This window comes from Aquimarina spinulae, assembly GCF_943373825.1.
Classification (GTDB): Bacteria; Bacteroidota; Bacteroidia; order Flavobacteriales; family Flavobacteriaceae; genus Aquimarina; species Aquimarina spinulae.
In genome coordinates this window covers 389,369-404,631 of the sequence record NZ_CALSBP010000002.1, presented here as the reverse complement: position 1 = coordinate 404,631, position 15,263 = coordinate 389,369, and the positions used below count along the sequence as shown (strand labels likewise).

At 33.8% G+C, this 15,263-nt stretch carries 14 protein-coding genes; 4 read left to right on the top strand and 10 right to left on the bottom strand.

The window, feature by feature from the left end:
* Window positions 1-24: 24 nt before the first annotated feature.
* A complete protein-coding gene (locus tag NNH57_RS07385; RefSeq protein ID WP_074409304.1) occupies window positions 25-942 on the bottom strand; it encodes a sterol desaturase family protein in 918 nt (305 codons plus the stop codon).
* A 753-nt stretch (window positions 943-1,695) separates the two neighbouring features.
* Between NNH57_RS07385 and NNH57_RS07380 the strand changes: the two genes are divergently transcribed.
* Window positions 1,696-2,280 (top strand): hypothetical protein, encoded by a 585-nt coding sequence (locus NNH57_RS07380; RefSeq protein ID WP_108809366.1) that lies wholly within the window; start codon window positions 1,696-1,698, stop codon window positions 2,278-2,280.
* A gap of 116 nt (window positions 2,281-2,396) precedes the next feature.
* On the opposite strand, the gene NNH57_RS07375 is transcribed toward NNH57_RS07380, so the two are convergent.
* The 6 genes from NNH57_RS07375 to NNH57_RS07350 all read right to left on the bottom strand — a co-directional run bounded on the left by NNH57_RS07375 (window position 2,397) and on the right by NNH57_RS07350 (window position 6,511).
* Window positions 2,397-2,885 carry a hypothetical protein gene (locus NNH57_RS07375; protein WP_108809367.1) on the bottom strand — a complete coding sequence of 163 codons (489 nt, stop codon included), beginning with the start codon at window positions 2,883-2,885 and terminating at the stop codon, window positions 2,397-2,399.
* A 223-nt stretch (window positions 2,886-3,108) separates the two neighbouring features.
* Complete coding sequence (locus tag NNH57_RS07370) at window positions 3,109-4,128, bottom strand: DUF6624 domain-containing protein (RefSeq protein WP_082994974.1); 1,020 nt, start codon at window positions 4,126-4,128, stop codon at window positions 3,109-3,111.
* A gap of 214 nt (window positions 4,129-4,342) precedes the next feature.
* Entirely contained in the window at window positions 4,343-4,624 is a 282-nt protein-coding gene (locus tag NNH57_RS07365; protein WP_074409299.1) for a hypothetical protein, read from the bottom strand.
* 344 nt (window positions 4,625-4,968) lie between these two features.
* On the bottom strand, window positions 4,969-5,448 hold the full coding sequence (locus tag NNH57_RS07360) for a hypothetical protein (protein ID WP_108809368.1): 480 nt from the start codon (window positions 5,446-5,448) through the stop codon (window positions 4,969-4,971).
* Between the two features lie 554 nt (window positions 5,449-6,002).
* Window positions 6,003-6,245, bottom strand: coding sequence for a hypothetical protein (locus tag NNH57_RS07355; RefSeq protein ID WP_108809369.1), 243 nt, complete (start codon window positions 6,243-6,245; stop codon window positions 6,003-6,005).
* Between the two features lie 11 nt (window positions 6,246-6,256).
* Window positions 6,257-6,511, bottom strand: coding sequence for a hypothetical protein (locus NNH57_RS07350; RefSeq protein WP_074409296.1), 255 nt, complete (start codon window positions 6,509-6,511; stop codon window positions 6,257-6,259).
* Between the two features lie 380 nt (window positions 6,512-6,891).
* Here NNH57_RS07350 and NNH57_RS07345 point away from each other — a divergent pair, with 380 nt between their 5' ends.
* The 3 genes from NNH57_RS07345 to NNH57_RS07335 all read left to right on the top strand — a co-directional run bounded on the left by NNH57_RS07345 (window position 6,892) and on the right by NNH57_RS07335 (window position 10,308).
* On the top strand, window positions 6,892-8,520 hold the full coding sequence (locus NNH57_RS07345; RefSeq protein WP_132065742.1) for an AraC family transcriptional regulator: 1,629 nt from the start codon (window positions 6,892-6,894) through the stop codon (window positions 8,518-8,520).
* Between the two features lie 176 nt (window positions 8,521-8,696).
* Window positions 8,697-9,953 (top strand): hypothetical protein, encoded by a 1,257-nt coding sequence (locus tag NNH57_RS07340; RefSeq protein ID WP_108809372.1) that lies wholly within the window; start codon window positions 8,697-8,699, stop codon window positions 9,951-9,953.
* Window positions 9,954-10,167: 214 nt separating this feature from the next.
* Window positions 10,168-10,308 carry a hypothetical protein gene (locus NNH57_RS07335; RefSeq protein WP_159099339.1) on the top strand — a complete coding sequence of 47 codons (141 nt, stop codon included), beginning with the start codon at window positions 10,168-10,170 and terminating at the stop codon, window positions 10,306-10,308.
* A 653-nt stretch (window positions 10,309-10,961) separates the two neighbouring features.
* Here the strand turns inward: NNH57_RS07335 and NNH57_RS07330 are convergent.
* The 3 genes from NNH57_RS07330 to NNH57_RS07320 are packed head-to-tail and all read right to left on the bottom strand — an operon-like array spanning window position 10,962 to window position 15,253.
* Entirely contained in the window at window positions 10,962-12,410 is a 1,449-nt protein-coding gene (locus NNH57_RS07330) for an alpha-amylase (protein WP_108809373.1), read from the bottom strand.
* 28 nt (window positions 12,411-12,438) lie between these two features.
* On the bottom strand, window positions 12,439-13,551 hold the full coding sequence (locus NNH57_RS07325) for a SusF/SusE family carbohydrate-binding protein (protein WP_074409290.1): 1,113 nt from the start codon (window positions 13,549-13,551) through the stop codon (window positions 12,439-12,441).
* Between the two features lie 31 nt (window positions 13,552-13,582).
* Entirely contained in the window at window positions 13,583-15,253 is a 1,671-nt protein-coding gene (locus tag NNH57_RS07320; protein WP_074409289.1) for a RagB/SusD family nutrient uptake outer membrane protein, read from the bottom strand.
* Window positions 15,254-15,263 lie beyond the last annotated feature (10 nt).

Genomic DNA, 15,263 nt, shown 5'->3' with positions numbered 1-15,263 from the left:
GGGCTATTACGTTAAAGAATAGGATCAACTCTTATACATATCGCCGATATATGCTTTTTCTTTTTTTATACTATTGATACGCTTTTCGTTCTTTTTTATAAAGTATTTCCCTAATGTATTAGAAGGAAAGAAAATCCCAGTCTTTCTTGTTTTACTTATAAACGTACCAAAAATCTTATCCCAAAGCCCTTGTATACCATAGTTACCTCTATAATTGGTGTGATGCCTATCATGAAAATCAGAACCTATAAAAAATAGGGATACGGCGCTATGCCCTTCTATGTTAAATAGGTTGATAACCACTGTCCAGGCAAGTAATTGGTAAAAATCAAATCCAAATAGAATGAGAACCACCATATCTGCAAAAACAAAATTGATCACCTGGTCTGCAAAATCTTTATACGCAGTTACAAAACCCGATGTATCTCTATAGCGATGATGCTTGCCATGGATTTTAAACAATTTTGGGAAATTCTTATTGTGTAAGAACCAGTAGTGATGCGCAAAAAAAGCAAAATCTGTAACCACAATACTAAGGAGGAACCAACCGCAGTTTTCGACAAAATTAACCTCTCGATGTACTTCTCTAAGTATGATAATCACCCCACTAGAAATCATAAGATTTTGAAAAAGAGATAGAAAAAAAAGTTTGATTGGTGGGTGCTTATAAGGCTGGCTTTTTACCTTGGTCACCCGGGTATTTAGCTTTGTCGTGAGCTTTCGATTTTTCTTAATTACCTTTTCTATCAAAAAAGCAATGATATAATATGAGGATAGATTTACTCCCCAATATATAAGGATTTTAGAAATTAGCGTAAGTTGAACCCCTCCGAATAGGTGAACAAATATCCATTGAAATAACACACATGCAAGTGTGATTTTTATGTAAAATTCGATATCAGAGAGATAATCAAAGAACGTTTGTATACTTAACTTTTTCATAGCCTTTTATGGTATTAATTTTTGATAACAATTAGGGTATAAACTGTAGGGGTGTGACTTCCTTTTTCAAGTAGTCACATTGGGGTATCTATGTGCTTTGTTTTACAGGGTAAAATATTGATTGGGAGGTATAAAAACGTTAAACTAGATTCTTATTCAATCAATGTATTTGTGATAGTGTTGATTTCTTTTTTCCTTCGGGTATGCTATTGCATCACTATCTTCTGGGATGTAATTGTAGTATTCTAAAGGTAATATATACTCCCACTAATAACAATAGGTGTTTTCCCTTGTTTTTTTAAGATGTTATGGATGGTAAATTTATAGCAAGAAGAATAGGAGAGATATGATTTTTATCCATAGAATACACTATCGGGTTTTAACTGCAAAACCTTAGTGCATGACAAAAATTGTATGTTGTAGAAATGAGTTGATTTGTCATTCCGTTGAAGAACGGAATCCACTTATAATAGCACTATATCAAAATGGATTCCAGTCCCGTTCTCTAACAGGATGACAGATTGCTGGAATGACAAAAACGGTGATAGGGGGATTTGCAATCCGTGCTTTATAAAACTTCTTCAGAATAAATTCAAATTGTAAATGGTATAAAGGGCATTATATAATAAGTTGTTTTTCACGGGATATGGGGTAATCTAAATAATGAGGATTTATTAATTTGGCTACCTAGATAAGAAATATAGCTATCAAGGTGGTTATATCCAATTGTTGAACTCAATTAAAAGAAAGAAAATGAATAAGTACGTTTTTTTTATCATTATTAGTTTTTCATTTTCCAAAACATATGGCCAAGTATGTCGAGCTAATATTTTTGATTTTAAAATAGAAAGTACTGATTCTTTACTCACCAGAGAATCTGTAAAATTATTTTCAATACCCGACCTCACTTTTTGTAGATGCCCTATTAAGTTTAACTATGTAGAAGAATATAATACAAACACCGATACTTCTTTTTCTGTGGTTAACTGTCATATAATTAACAACGATATGGTTTTTCCGCTAAAGATTGTACATAAAGAGTCTGTAATGATCCTATTAATTAAATTACCCGATAATGGATTGGACAAGGATAAAAATAAAAGTTATAGCTCACCATCTAAATATATACTGGGAAACATTTATTTTAAACCGGGGTTTTATTTGACAACATTTGATAACCAAGGGAAAAGAGCCAAAATAACTGAATGTAATCTTGAGTTTTTTTATGAAATTCTGAATAAAGACTACGAGTATAAAGATATTAAAATTGAAGATAATGATAAAAACTGGACAATAGTAAATAAGAAATTTACAGGAGGTAGTATGTTTGAAGATTAAAACAGGTTTCAATAATGTATAAAAAACAGTCAACGTATACGAGACTGTTTTAATCTTTTGTTATGCTGTATGGATTGCAAATTCGTGCTATCGGGTATATCACCTTTTGATTCTAATTAATATAAAAAATAGGTTGGCCCTTCTGTACCTTTTGTGATATAATGAAATGCCAGAATTTTAGATTTCCTCATTAGAACATAACATTCAATCTTATTATTTACACTAACTACATATATTAGTTTTCTCATCTTATTGTCAAAATACCTTAAGTTAGGTTGAGAACTTGTATCATAATTTTCTACATAAAAGCTAACATTTTTATTCAGTAAATGTTTTCTATCTGCTTTTAACTGCAAAACACATTTATTAAACATGACAGAGATTGTATCTTTTGAAGTACTTACTCCAGAACCTTTTTTATCGGCATATTCTAGAAATAATTTCTCAGAAGACTTATTGTGTGAAAAAATATCTTCAAAAAATGATTTAACAATTTCACTTTTTTTGGCTTTCTGACCCTGGCAATGTATTGATACGGAAAACAATAACGAAATCAGAATCACCTTTAATGCTACTTTATTATGTTTTATACCTATCGAAACCATGAGATGTTTCTTTTTTTTATGCTTTAGCTTTTCGTATTTAAGTGATTTGATACTTCGACATAACTCAGTACAGGCTGGAGAAGTGTAGAGCCCTTTGATACACTCAGGATGACAAAGATTTTAGCTTAAAAAAGCTATTCTCGATACATTTTGTCTCCATTCCATTACGACAAAACACTCGAATTGACGCTTTTTTTTATAAAATGCACAACGGGTAATTTAATTACTTGTTTAGTTTTTTTTCTAAATCTGGTAACTGTTGTTTATATTTTTCTGGATCCCAGGTGATATCCCATCTAGAAACATAATCCTGTAGTGGTCCAAGTCCAACCTTTGCTCTTCTTTTGTCTACATGATCAGGATCTTGTAGCGGATAAATATAATATGTATCAGCTTCTGTGTCTCGCCCGATTTGACTCCCATAAATTTGTTTGTTCCCCTTACGTATAGCAATTCTGTCTTCTAACAATGCTAAACTACTTGGCCGTATATTTCCTTTCTTTACAGCTTCTTTTATCATGGGTAGATATTTTTCTTGTACTTCTAAGTCAGAATGTTGTATCACCATAAACAAGGTAGTATTTCCTCTATTACCAATGATATCTTTACCCAGCCAGCCTTTTTTATCCAGTATTTTTTCAACTTTTATCAGGTTGACCGAATCTTTAGCAGCTATTTTTTTCCAATGTTGTTTTAGCTCATCAGAATCTCTGCCGTATTTTTCTATTACTTCATTTATTTGTCTTCTTGGCCCTTGATCATTCTGGTATATGGTATCGAGTAGGGCAACTAACGGTTTATCAAAATTGATCTCAGCTTTTTCTTTGTTTGCTTTAACTAATGCCAGAACTTGGTTCCATCGCTCATCCGAATGTAAGATAGAGAGGTCACTATCTTTGGTAATGTGGTTGTAATTAGTATATTCTCCTTTCTCGGCAATTCGGGATAGTTGTACAAACGCAGAGTCTACTTCTTTGGCCAAGGCCCAGGAGCAAGCAGCATTATATATGTCTGATGTATTCCCATGGTATCCACTTATCCCAAAAGCTTCTGCGTATTTCTTAGCAGATTGCAGATAATCCTTAGATTCATAGAGTTTCCAAGCTTCATTTTTTAAAGCAGTGTATTGGGCTTTCTCTTCAACAGTAAGTTCTTTGGTACTAACTTCGGTTTTGATTTCCTTTTTTTGCTGCTTACAAGAAAATACCAGAGCTAGAACTAATAGGAATATTGTTTTTTTCATTCTTATTTAGGTTTTGATTTTAGCGATGGTTATATGATTTCGCCTTTCATAAGTTGGAATTGTATTAGGTTATTAAAATATGATATTCTACTTGCAATATTATGAGAAGTCAGTTTCATTTTTCGGGACTGAGAAAAATTTCATGAAAATTTCTTCGTTTCCACAAGTTTTCAATACTTTATAAAAGTAAATACGTCTTTTCTTTAATTAACCTCTAAAACTCTCCTACAAAAGGATCTAGTTTTCTTCTATATTTTTGCTGTCTTGGGTAAAACCCGAATGTAAACCCTACAGCTTCTGCATAGACAAAACTCTGTATGGCAATATCATATTCTATAGGGGCACCCAAGGATTTCATAGTATTAATAATACGGTACAATTTGGTTTTAGAGATTCCTAATCGATAGGCAAGATCATCTGGTGATCCTGTAGCTTGCAGTCGAATAAGTTGATCAACCCGCTCTATAAGCTCAATCTGTTTGATAATGATGTTCATAATGTGTTTTCCCTTTATTTTGTTTTTTTGCAATGTTTAATGCCCTGAGGTCAAAATTTGGTGGTTACTGTAGGATTTTCGACCTCCCGGGTTCAAATTTGAATCCTTCTACTTAAAATTTGTATGCTGCTCATCAGTGGTTTGGTCTTTTTGACCTTCTGTTGGACCTTTTTAATGAAAATTTAGGCTTTAGAGGCTCAACGTTGAGTGACTAATGTCTAAATTTGAGCCTCTGTTCTCTAAAATTAGAGGTACGACACCCAATTTTGGGACCCCAATCCCTAAATTTGAGACACCGGTGTCTAATGGAACGTCTTTTTGACCCATAAGAAGGTCTTTTTCACCTATTCTTCTGTATTATCCGACTTTGGGATACTTCTGGTACGATTAAAAAACTGCTTCAGTTCTGCTACTTTTTCGGTAAACCCCGGTTTTCCTGCTCCTTTACTATATTGTGAATACGCATAATCATTAAGTGCATCCTGGTAATTATCATAATCATGCAGGATTTTGGTACTTTCTAATCGATAAGCCAGGCTTTCTAAACGACCCAATAGATTTTCTGCAAATACACGAGCTTTATAATCTTTTTCAAACTCTTCCCAGTCTACATCGGGAGAACTAAGCGTACTACTGTTTTGACGATAATCCCAAACCTTATTTACAAATAGTTTATTGGTCTCATTAATGGCCTTGTAGCTCCCTCGTTCTTTTTCGGTTAGGGCTGCTAGTTTATTAGTAAACATAGCTTCTAGCTGTTCGACTAATTGTCCTGCCTGATCTCTTTCTTCTTGTGTCAATAAATCTTGAATGATGTTTCTCATTGTTTTATTTTTAGTATTTAGTTGTGAGTATATGAGTTTGTTGACTCTTCTTATCTCATGGATTCCAGAACAGGTCTGGAATGACAGTCACGGCATCTCTTTACTTCTACATTTTTCATTTTTCGGTTTTACATTGATTAGTTGTGAGTGTGTTGCTATTATCACTCTAACATTACGCTTTGTCATTCCGGCGTAGGCCGGAATCCATACACAAAAATGCTTCTCTGTATTATGGATTCCAGAACAAGTCTGGAATGATAGTTACAGCGTCTTTACCATTATATTTTTCATTTGTCATTTTGCGGTTTTACATTTTAAAAAAAGGAAGTAGGAGCAATTGAAAAATGGGTGTTTACACAAACTCAACTATGCTTAGCTATACAAATTACTCCTACCTTTTTCCTTTTTTTGTTACTATAGACTATAATTTTTTTTGGTATTTCTAACTTCTGACTCCTAACTTCTGACTCCTTTCACATTTCAATCCACTTCGACAGGCCTGTCCTGAGTTTATCGAAGGGCTCAGTGTGACATTATTCAGTATTCGTTATTCTTCATTCTTCATTCGTAATTCGTAATTCTTCATTCGATATTCGTAATTCTTCTTGTATTCTCTGTTCTATTTTGCTCATCATATAGTACATCATAAGCACATCCTTATCTATTATTTTTAATACAGGGTTAATACCTGTGAGTACTTTAAGTATGGTCTCTTGGGGAGCTTTTGTTCTTACTGCTATTTTACGATGTACCAAAGCTTTTTGTGTAGTACATAGTTGATCATAATGCATAAACATAAGTAGGTGGTTTATGATAAAATTGGGGGGCTACACCAACTATTTTTGGGAGTAAGTAATAGTATATTACGTGCTTTATAGATGAGTTGTATAGCATCATCTATAGATGTTCCTTTACTATACAGTTTATTAATCCATCGATAGAGTAGCATCTCATATGGGCTATGATTTGCCAGGTTATATATAAAAGTATCCATAGTAAGGTGTAACGTTTTTAAGATATCGGACATAAACCGGTGTTTACTGTTATATTCTAAATACTCCATGTTGGTTGTTTTTTGTTGAGTCAAATATAACAGGGAGAATTGCGTTAGTGCAAGAGGAGTATGTCTAGATTCTAGAATTGAGAGGTCAAAATTCTAGAATTAAGACTATAATAAATTCAAATTTTTTGTATTCAATTACTTGATTGTTAGGTGTGTAGTAAAATAGGTGCTATAGATGAAACATATTAAATGTATATTTATTTCGTTTTTCTGGTATATCAGAATATTTCCCCCTAAGAATAAAAAAGCTAACTACTTATATTTTGAAAACCTATAGTAAAAAAACCGGTTTCACGCATAGACATAAAATATTCTTTTATTTAGTCATTGTACTTGTATATCAAAACTTGCTGTATTGCCAACAAGAAAATCTTTTATCTTTGGATTCTTTGGTAAAGCTAGATTTTGAAGAACTTCATGATCAATTTTATGATACAATAGAGACAAACCCTATACTAGCTAAAATCTATGCAAAAGCATATTTGCAAAAAGGAAAGAATACTGATAGTGTTCTTAATATTTCCAAAGGTTTTTATTACATGTCACGTCTCCATAAAGATGATCTGGAAAGACGCTTTTTTTATGTTGACAGCGCAATAGGTATAATAAAAAAATCGAGACATAAAAAATTCCTTACATTTTTGTATACTCACAAAGGAGCTGTGTATGAAAAAAAGGGTGTTTTTAATAAAGCTATAGATCATTATTTAGAAGGTTTGGAATTTGCAAAAAAGACTAACCACACCAATTATGTAATCCTTTTAAATCGTAACATTGCAATATTAAAAAGGCAACTAGGAAAGTATGAAGAGGCTAAGTTAATATTTAGAAAATGTTTAGCTTACGAAGAACCTATATCAGATAAGACAAAAAATAACTATTTAAAATACCTTTTAACTACCTCTGAGTTAGTAACTACTTATAGAAAAAATAAAGAAATAGACTCTGCTATTAGCTTAAATAATAAGGGAATTATTATGTCTAAAGGAAAAACAATACAGTGTTTATTCAAATTAAATCAAGGAATACTTCAATACTATAGCAATGAATATGAAAATGCAATTAAAAATATAAATCTCGCACTAGATACAATATTGAAACCTGAGAATCAAGCGGCTTACCTAGAAAGGTACGATTTATTAAATGGATATCTTTTTATAGGGAGTTCCTATAACGCTTTATCTAAAAAGGAGTTAGCCATTTCCTATTATAAAAAAGTAGATTCGGTTATTCAGAAATCTAATTATGTAATTCCAGAGACAAGATTGGCATATTCAGAAATTATAAGTTATTATAAATCTATTAATGATAGAGACAATCAGCTTTATTATATAAATAGGTTACTTTATAATGATAGTTTATTTCACAGCAGATATATAACTACGACAGATAAATTAAACTCAGAATTTGATACCCCTATTTTAATATCACAAAAAGAAAATATCATTCATGAACTTAAAGTCAAAAATAATCAGTCCTATTATGTGATTTTTATCACATCAATAGTTATAATTATTATTACTTCTATTCTTTTCAATATTTATAGAAAAAATAAGCGATACAAAAAACATTTTGACGAACTCATGGTTTCTACAAATAATGAGGTCAAAAGAAACAATACTAAAATAAATGAAGAAAATACTTCAATAGGTATTTCAAAAGAGGTTGTTAAAATTATTCTAAAAGCCCTCAATGAATTTGAAAAAAATAATGGGTTTTTAGAACTAAATATTACTTCTGGAACATTAGCCAAAAAAATAAATACAAATTCTAAGTATTTGACAAAGGTTATTAAATTTTATAGAGATAAAAGCTTTTCTCCCTATATTAATGATTTAAGAGTTGATTATATTGTAGAAAGATTAAAAACGGATAAAAAAATACAAAAATATACGATTAAAGCATTAGCCAATGAAGCAGGTTTTAATTCTACCGAAGTATTCTCGAAATCTTTTTTTAAAAGAACTGGCATATATCCATCTTATTTTATTAAAAAATTAAACTCCTAAAAATCAAAACTCATCAACACTTCAATAGTCTTGATTCTAGAATTAAGATCAATGTTCTAAATAAATAAAGGTTTATAAGTAGTTTTTAATATACCTTTATCAAAGAAACTTCTAGTGCAGTTCTTACCCCTGGAGGTAAAAAAGAAATTGAAAAGCGATTGAAGAAGCAATAAACTATGATTACTCAAAATAAAATTTTACTTAGGTTTTTACTGCTCTTTTTTGGATTGTTAATCTTTCCGTTTCCTATTAATATCATTCCTAAGTTAGATGTTGTACAAGACCCTATTGTTGATCTATATCATATTATAATTCCCTGGATAGGGAAACATATTTTGCAATTAGATTATGAGATCACTGTTTTTACCAATGGTAGTGGGGATACTACCTATGATTATGTGTTGGTATTATTTTTCGTGGTTGTAGCAGCAATAGTTACCGTTATATGGTCATTTTTTGATAAAAAGGAAAGAAATTATGAGCAACTTAATTATTGGTTTTTGGTATTTATACGGTATTATGTAGGGTATGTAATGCTTTCTTATGGTATGGTAAAGGTAATTCCGTTGCAATTTCGAGAACCTTCATTTTATAGGCTTTTACTACCCTATGGGGAATCGTCTCCTATGGGACTGGTTTGGACATTTATAGGAGCATCAAAAGGGTATACCATATTTAGCGGACTAGCCGAAGTGATCGGAGGACTATTACTTTTTCATAGAAGAACAGTTGTACTGGGGGGGATGATATTAATATCTGTGTTAGCTAATATTGTGTTGATCAATTTTTGTTATGATGTTCCTGTTAAATTGTATTCATCAGAGTTACTGATCATGGTATTGCTTATCATGTCGCCTCACTTAAAACGACTACTTAATGTTATCCTGCTTAATATCCCAACAGTACCTATCCAGTACAAAGAACCATTTACGATTAAAAGACGATTACAAATAAAAAATGCTGTAAAATGGATCGCTGTAGTTTTTTTCCTTTATTCTACTATTGGAGATGCTATAGAATCCAGCAAAAAATATGGGCCTAGTGCGCCTAAACCTGTTTTATACGGTTTATATGAGGTTACCGATTTTAAAATAAACTCTAAGGAGATTACACCTGTTATTACGGATTCGATCCGATGGAGATACATTGCCATAGAGCGTGTAAAATCTTTGAACCTATATAGAACCAATATGTCTAGTACACGTTATCTGTCAAAAATTGATACGATTGCCAAAAAAATAGAGCTAACACATCGTAAAGATTCTACAAAAGTATATACCTTAAACTACAGTAGAACAGATTCGACAATGCATATCCAAGGTGTTTTTATCAAGGATACGATTGATTGTAAAACAAAAAGATTAGACAAAAAAGACTTTTTACTTACCGGAAGAGGGTTTAACTGGATTAATGAATATCCTTTTAATCGATAAATCATGTAATAATTCCATTTTTAGAAGGTATATGATAAAAACCATTATCCAATAAACAATAATATTTTTCTAATAATCAATATTTTCATATCCCTTCTAACACCACCGATTAAGCCCTATAAACACTACAATACATAGAAAAAAAACATTTTTGGCATCATGATTGGTATATGTATTCATAACGACAACAAAAATTGAATAAAAACACATTGTTATGGAAAAGAAATTACTATTAAAAAGCGCATATGTTCCTAAGAGGAAAACTGATAATCCTGTAGATTGGATACAATATATCAATGCAAAAACACGAGAAATAAGGTACGGTACACACCACCCCTTATTGAGTAAAGCCTAGTTTTGGTTATGAATGCATACTATAGATTGATGTGTTATTTAACCTTACTTAACGTAAATTTGATATAAGGCTTTTCTTGAAAATTCACTTGTCTTCGATACAATTTTCTATCGAAAATCACTCTGACTGACGTAAATTTTCTATAGCCGAACTCACGTTAACATGAGATAAAGTAGAGTAAAGACTGGGATCCATTTTAAAGCAACGACTTTAGTATGGATCCCAGTCCTGTTTTTTAACAGAATGACAGAGCAAACGCCCGTCAGTTCGAGTGCCACGCTTTTGGGTGTGGTGTATCGAGAACTATTTTGCACTTTCACTTTCAATTACATCTCGATAGCTCGGCTGAGCTTGTCGAAGCACATTTTATACTTACGCTATGCTCCACTATAAAACACTCGATGAGACGAGAATGACTGGAGTGATAAGAGGTTGGAATAACAGAGCAAACACTTGTCAGTTCGAGTACCACTCTTTTGGGCGTGGTGTATCGAAAACTAATTTGTGTTTTTACTATGGATCCCGTTCTTCAATGGGATGACAGGGCTGGAGTGATAAAAGGTTGGGATGACAATAATAAAAACCATAAAAGAGTGCTGAAAAGCACTCTTTTATGGTTTATGGCTAATGTATAATAAGAATTCAATAGAATTTTATTCCTTGGTTACAGACCATATGGCATATCCTCCTGCAGGTGCCTGTAGTGTGGCATTACCCTCTGCGTCTGTAGTAGGAGTAGCTCTAGAATTATCGGTATAGTCAACAAGGGTTTTGTTTGCCCAGTTGGTTTTTACAACACGTTGCTTTGTTTGCTGGCCAATATTCATGTATAGAATTAGTCCCGGGTTATCACCGCTACCACTTCTTTTCATGATATACTCATCTTTACTAGCTTCGAGTATTTCTACATCACCAACAGCTAATGTCGTATAAATCTGGATAAGGGTTTTAAGTTGCCCTTTAAAAGCTTCATAATCTAGATAAAAAATAGTTGGATACCCATCATGAGTAAGAATATAAGAGTAGGCAAGTAGCTTGTTATTATAGCTTATTCTATTCTCGGGATTATCATCTTTTTCGGTATCATGATTAGCAACAAAAGTAACAGCATTAGCTGGATCTAGTTTTCTAAGCATATTATCGGCTTCGCCTAATGCGGTAAGATCATTTGCTCTGTCTAGGGTTTCATCTAATCTGTAGAAACATGCAAAATCAAAAGCAGTTGATCCAGATGCATCTACCCAGTCTTTTAGTACTTGTTGGTTTCCATCAAAATTTTCTCCTACAGAGAACCCTCCAATTTTAGCATTCCAGGCTTTAACCCATTTAGGGTCAAAACTCTTTACGTAGTCAAAACGCCATCCATCAAAACCAAGGGTTTTTTTATAGAATTCTGCAACAGAGTCATCTCTACCCCATAACCAATCCTGTACATATTGCTGATCATGGCAAAGGTCTGTTTCGGCAAAAAACAAAGCCTGATCATCGTGATCATGAATATCATTAGGGTGAAAATGCTCATTAGAACGGTTAAATTTACCAGAGGCATTTCCGTTTGATTCATTAAACAAAGAGTATACTTCGGTACCCCCGCGAAAAGGATTCGCTTGTTTTCCTCCTCCAGAGTTATGCCCTATTACAATATCGGCAATCACCTCTATATCATTAGCATGTGCTTTCTGGATGAGGTCTTCTAATTCTTGCCTGGATCCAAAACGGGTTTCTACAGTACCATGCTGGTCAAACTCACCAACATCAAAATAATCAGAAGGATCATATCCCATAGATAAACCTCCCGAGGCGCCTTTTCCCGGAGCAGGGAGCCATATTCTATTGATTCCAGAAGCTTTATAGTCTTCAATCCTTGTGCTTACTTCATTATACCATTCTCCTGCAGGTTCTGTATCCCAATAAAAAGCCTGCATGAATACACCTGCATTCTCTTTCTTACGTTCTGCCAAATCCATTTTTAGAGATTGACTTGTGATTATGGGTGCAGCATCGTTTGCAGAATCATCATCATCAGAACAACCGGTCAATCCAAGAACCAACCCTCCTAAAAGGAGGATGGTTTTGGTTGATATATGTGTTATTTTTTTCATTTCAATTTTTTAAGTGAGTACAGATTTATTATTGAATGATAAAAACATAACTTCCGTCTATGTCATTGAACCATACGTTATAGGTTCCTGCAGCTACAGGAATATTAGGGCCACCATCAGTAGCATATCCTGTTATTGCAGTATCTGCACCCCAGTTTACATCCCAGGCGTTATTAGCTCTAAATTTTGCCTCACCATTGGTTAATACAATCCCATTGATATACCATAAGTGTGGATCAAAAGCAGATTGAGTAAGATCAGTATCATTATCCCATCCTCCCGGAGTAGAATCACCAATAATACCAATACCTTGAGCTGTATAATCGGTAGCGCCACTAGCATCAAATGCATTAACGGTATAGGTTAAATCCTGAATGTTTACATCGAGTGTATAATATCCTTCTGCAGCAACAGAGAATGTATCCGGATCAGAACCAAGGGTCGCACTACTGGCTAAACTACCACCGCTTAATCCCCATTGTGGTTGCCATTCGCCTAATACTTCTAAGAATTTGAAAGCGATGTCACCACCACCTAAAAATTTACCAGTGAATTTAAATACATTCTGGTTACTAGGGTCTCTTACTAATGGAGGGTTATTATTATTATTATCCCATCCTGGTGCGGTTGCACTACCTACTAAGAAAAGATCTTTTTGAGGAATGACAGTAGCATAAGGAGTAACCGTTAAAGAGGTTGCATTAGATGGTATAGCGCTTCCACCATTTGTTCCGATAGAAGAAATCACACGTAGATCTATCGCTCCTTCTTTATCAGGTTCTATACCTAATCCGATGGCAAGGTTGTTAAGCTCTCCAATGGTCCAGTTATAAAAACGATCACTGGTAGTTGCAATAACAGCAGGGTCTAAGGTTGTTTCAAAATTTGTACCTCCTAAACCGGCTTCTATAGTATAGGTGATAGGAGTATTAATATTATATCCTGCATCTTCCCAAACTAAGGTAAAAGCGCGTTGATCTTCTAAATCTTTAACAAGACTAACTGTAGAATTGGCGGTTACAATTAAAGGCCCTTCTGTTTGTTCGTTTTGAATAACAAACGTTGGTTCTTCATCTTCTACACACGCATTGAAGCAAAGTGCAGCGATACATGCAAATAGTAGTATTGATATTTTTTTCATGACTGAGTAAATTAAATTTGTAATCGTTGTTTTAGAATCCAGTATTCTGTCCTAGATTAGGATTAGCAGCTCTACTGGATGCCGGAACCGGAAATAGTTTAAAATTATCTGAGATTGAAGACCCATTAGGTGTTCCTCCTTTATATCTCCAGTTATAGGCCCCACCGGTATATTTACCATATCGGATTAAATCTTGCCTTCTGTGAGCTTCCCAATATAATTCTCGTGCTCTTTCGTCAAGGATAAAATCCAGGGTGAGTTCGGCATCTGTAATATTTCCAGACACATCTCCAAACGCTCTTTCTCTAAGGGCATTTACATACCCCAGAGCAGTAGCTCGATCACCGCCACCACTTCTAAGATGAGCCTCTGCATACATTAAATAAGCATCTGCTAACCTGAATAATGGAAAATCGGTATCGACAAATCTTGCGCTTTGTCCGGCTTCACCTGTTGACTTTATATTAGAATATTTAGAAACCAGGTATCCCTTAGAGAAATCTGTGAAATCAGAACCAATCTCGATAGGCCTGTCTACAGGAGGATCTGTATTTGCCGGATCAGAACTAATATCCTGAGTCACCAACGTATTTCTATCATCATTTTGAAAAACCGGATCGGTAACAAATAGCTCAGAGAATTGTTTTCTCGCTCTATATAGTGTAGTAAACCCTTGAACTCCTAATGAAGCAGGAGTAGGTTTAAAACCATCTGCATTTTGTTGTCCCTGGATGATGATTGATGCACCACCAAAGTTTCTTACGTTTGCACCATCACCAACAATAGGAAATATGATTTCGTTTTGAGCACCATTAGCATCATTATCTGCAATAAAGTTATACAGATAATTAGGGGTTAGTGAATATCCGCTATTAATAATCTCCTGGGTTGTTTGTACACATTCTGAGTAACGACCATTACCTGCTCCTAAATACACTTCGGCATTTAGATAGATCTTGGCCAAAATCATTTTTGCCACTCCTTTATCAGCACGGGCATAGTTTTGACCAGGATTTATATCTAATAAGTCTGCATTTACTTCGAGAAGTTCTTTTTCTATATAATCGAATAACGCCTGACCTTTAATTTCCGGTACTCTTATAAACCCTACCTGATCATTTTCTGTTGCAAAAGGAGCGCGACCATATAGATCCATAAGATGATAGTAGGCTAATGCTCTTAATACGCGAGCTTCTGCTCTAAAGGTTCTAACCTCACTTCTAAGAGCTGCAGATACACCTCTCTCATCTAATTTGGCATCTGTAGTCTGGCGTAAAAATTCATTTGCCAGAGAGATTTCAAATGTTGCTCTCGCCCAAAAACCTAGGACAATAACATTATTGGCATCCCATGTATTTCTCTGGATCTCACGAATCCCAGGATCATTCTCATAAGTCCATATCACTTCATCGGTAGATACGTCTTGCATACTAAATAAACCACGAACATATTGACTTGTTCCGGCATCGATACCAGCAAGATTGGATTGATTAGGGTCACCACTAGCATCAACATCAAGACCAACTAATGATAAGTTTGCATATACTCCGCCAAGAGCTTTAAGGTAATCTTCTCGAGTATTAAATACATCACTCGCTAGTAAATCATCATCATCTTCTAATTCGATATCCAAATCCCCTTCGCAAGAGGTGAAGATACCTATGGATAGAAATGTGTATAAAAAAATCTTATATAATTTCATTTCTTAATTT

Bases quoted from the DNA above. Each gene is read 5' to 3' on its own strand.
- NNH57_RS07355 (WP_108809369.1), bottom strand. From the start codon at position 6,245: ATGTTTATGCATTATGATCAACTATGTACTACACAAAAAGCTTTGGTA.
- NNH57_RS07365 (WP_074409299.1), bottom strand. From the start codon at position 4,624: ATGAACATCATTATCAAACAGATTGAGCTTATAGAGCGGGTTGATCAA.
- NNH57_RS07370 (WP_082994974.1), bottom strand. From the start codon at position 4,128: ATGAAAAAAACAATATTCCTATTAGTTCTAGCTCTGGTATTTTCTTGT.
- NNH57_RS07385 (WP_074409304.1), bottom strand. From the start codon at position 942: ATGAAAAAGTTAAGTATACAAACGTTCTTTGATTATCTCTCTGATATC.
- NNH57_RS07375 (WP_108809367.1), bottom strand. From the start codon at position 2,885: ATGGTTTCGATAGGTATAAAACATAATAAAGTAGCATTAAAGGTGATT.
- NNH57_RS07330 (WP_108809373.1), bottom strand. From the start codon at position 12,410: ATGAAAAAAATAACACATATATCAACCAAAACCATCCTCCTTTTAGGA.
- NNH57_RS07335 (WP_159099339.1), top strand. From the start codon at position 10,168: ATGGAAAAGAAATTACTATTAAAAAGCGCATATGTTCCTAAGAGGAAA.
- NNH57_RS07380 (WP_108809366.1), top strand. From the start codon at position 1,696: ATGAATAAGTACGTTTTTTTTATCATTATTAGTTTTTCATTTTCCAAA.
- NNH57_RS07350 (WP_074409296.1), bottom strand. From the start codon at position 6,511: ATGGAGTATTTAGAATATAACAGTAAACACCGGTTTATGTCCGATATC.
- NNH57_RS07360 (WP_108809368.1), bottom strand. From the start codon at position 5,448: ATGAGAAACATCATTCAAGATTTATTGACACAAGAAGAAAGAGATCAG.
- NNH57_RS07340 (WP_108809372.1), top strand. From the start codon at position 8,697: ATGATTACTCAAAATAAAATTTTACTTAGGTTTTTACTGCTCTTTTTT.
- NNH57_RS07320 (WP_074409289.1), bottom strand. From the start codon at position 15,253: ATGAAATTATATAAGATTTTTTTATACACATTTCTATCCATAGGTATC.
- NNH57_RS07325 (WP_074409290.1), bottom strand. From the start codon at position 13,551: ATGAAAAAAATATCAATACTACTATTTGCATGTATCGCTGCACTTTGC.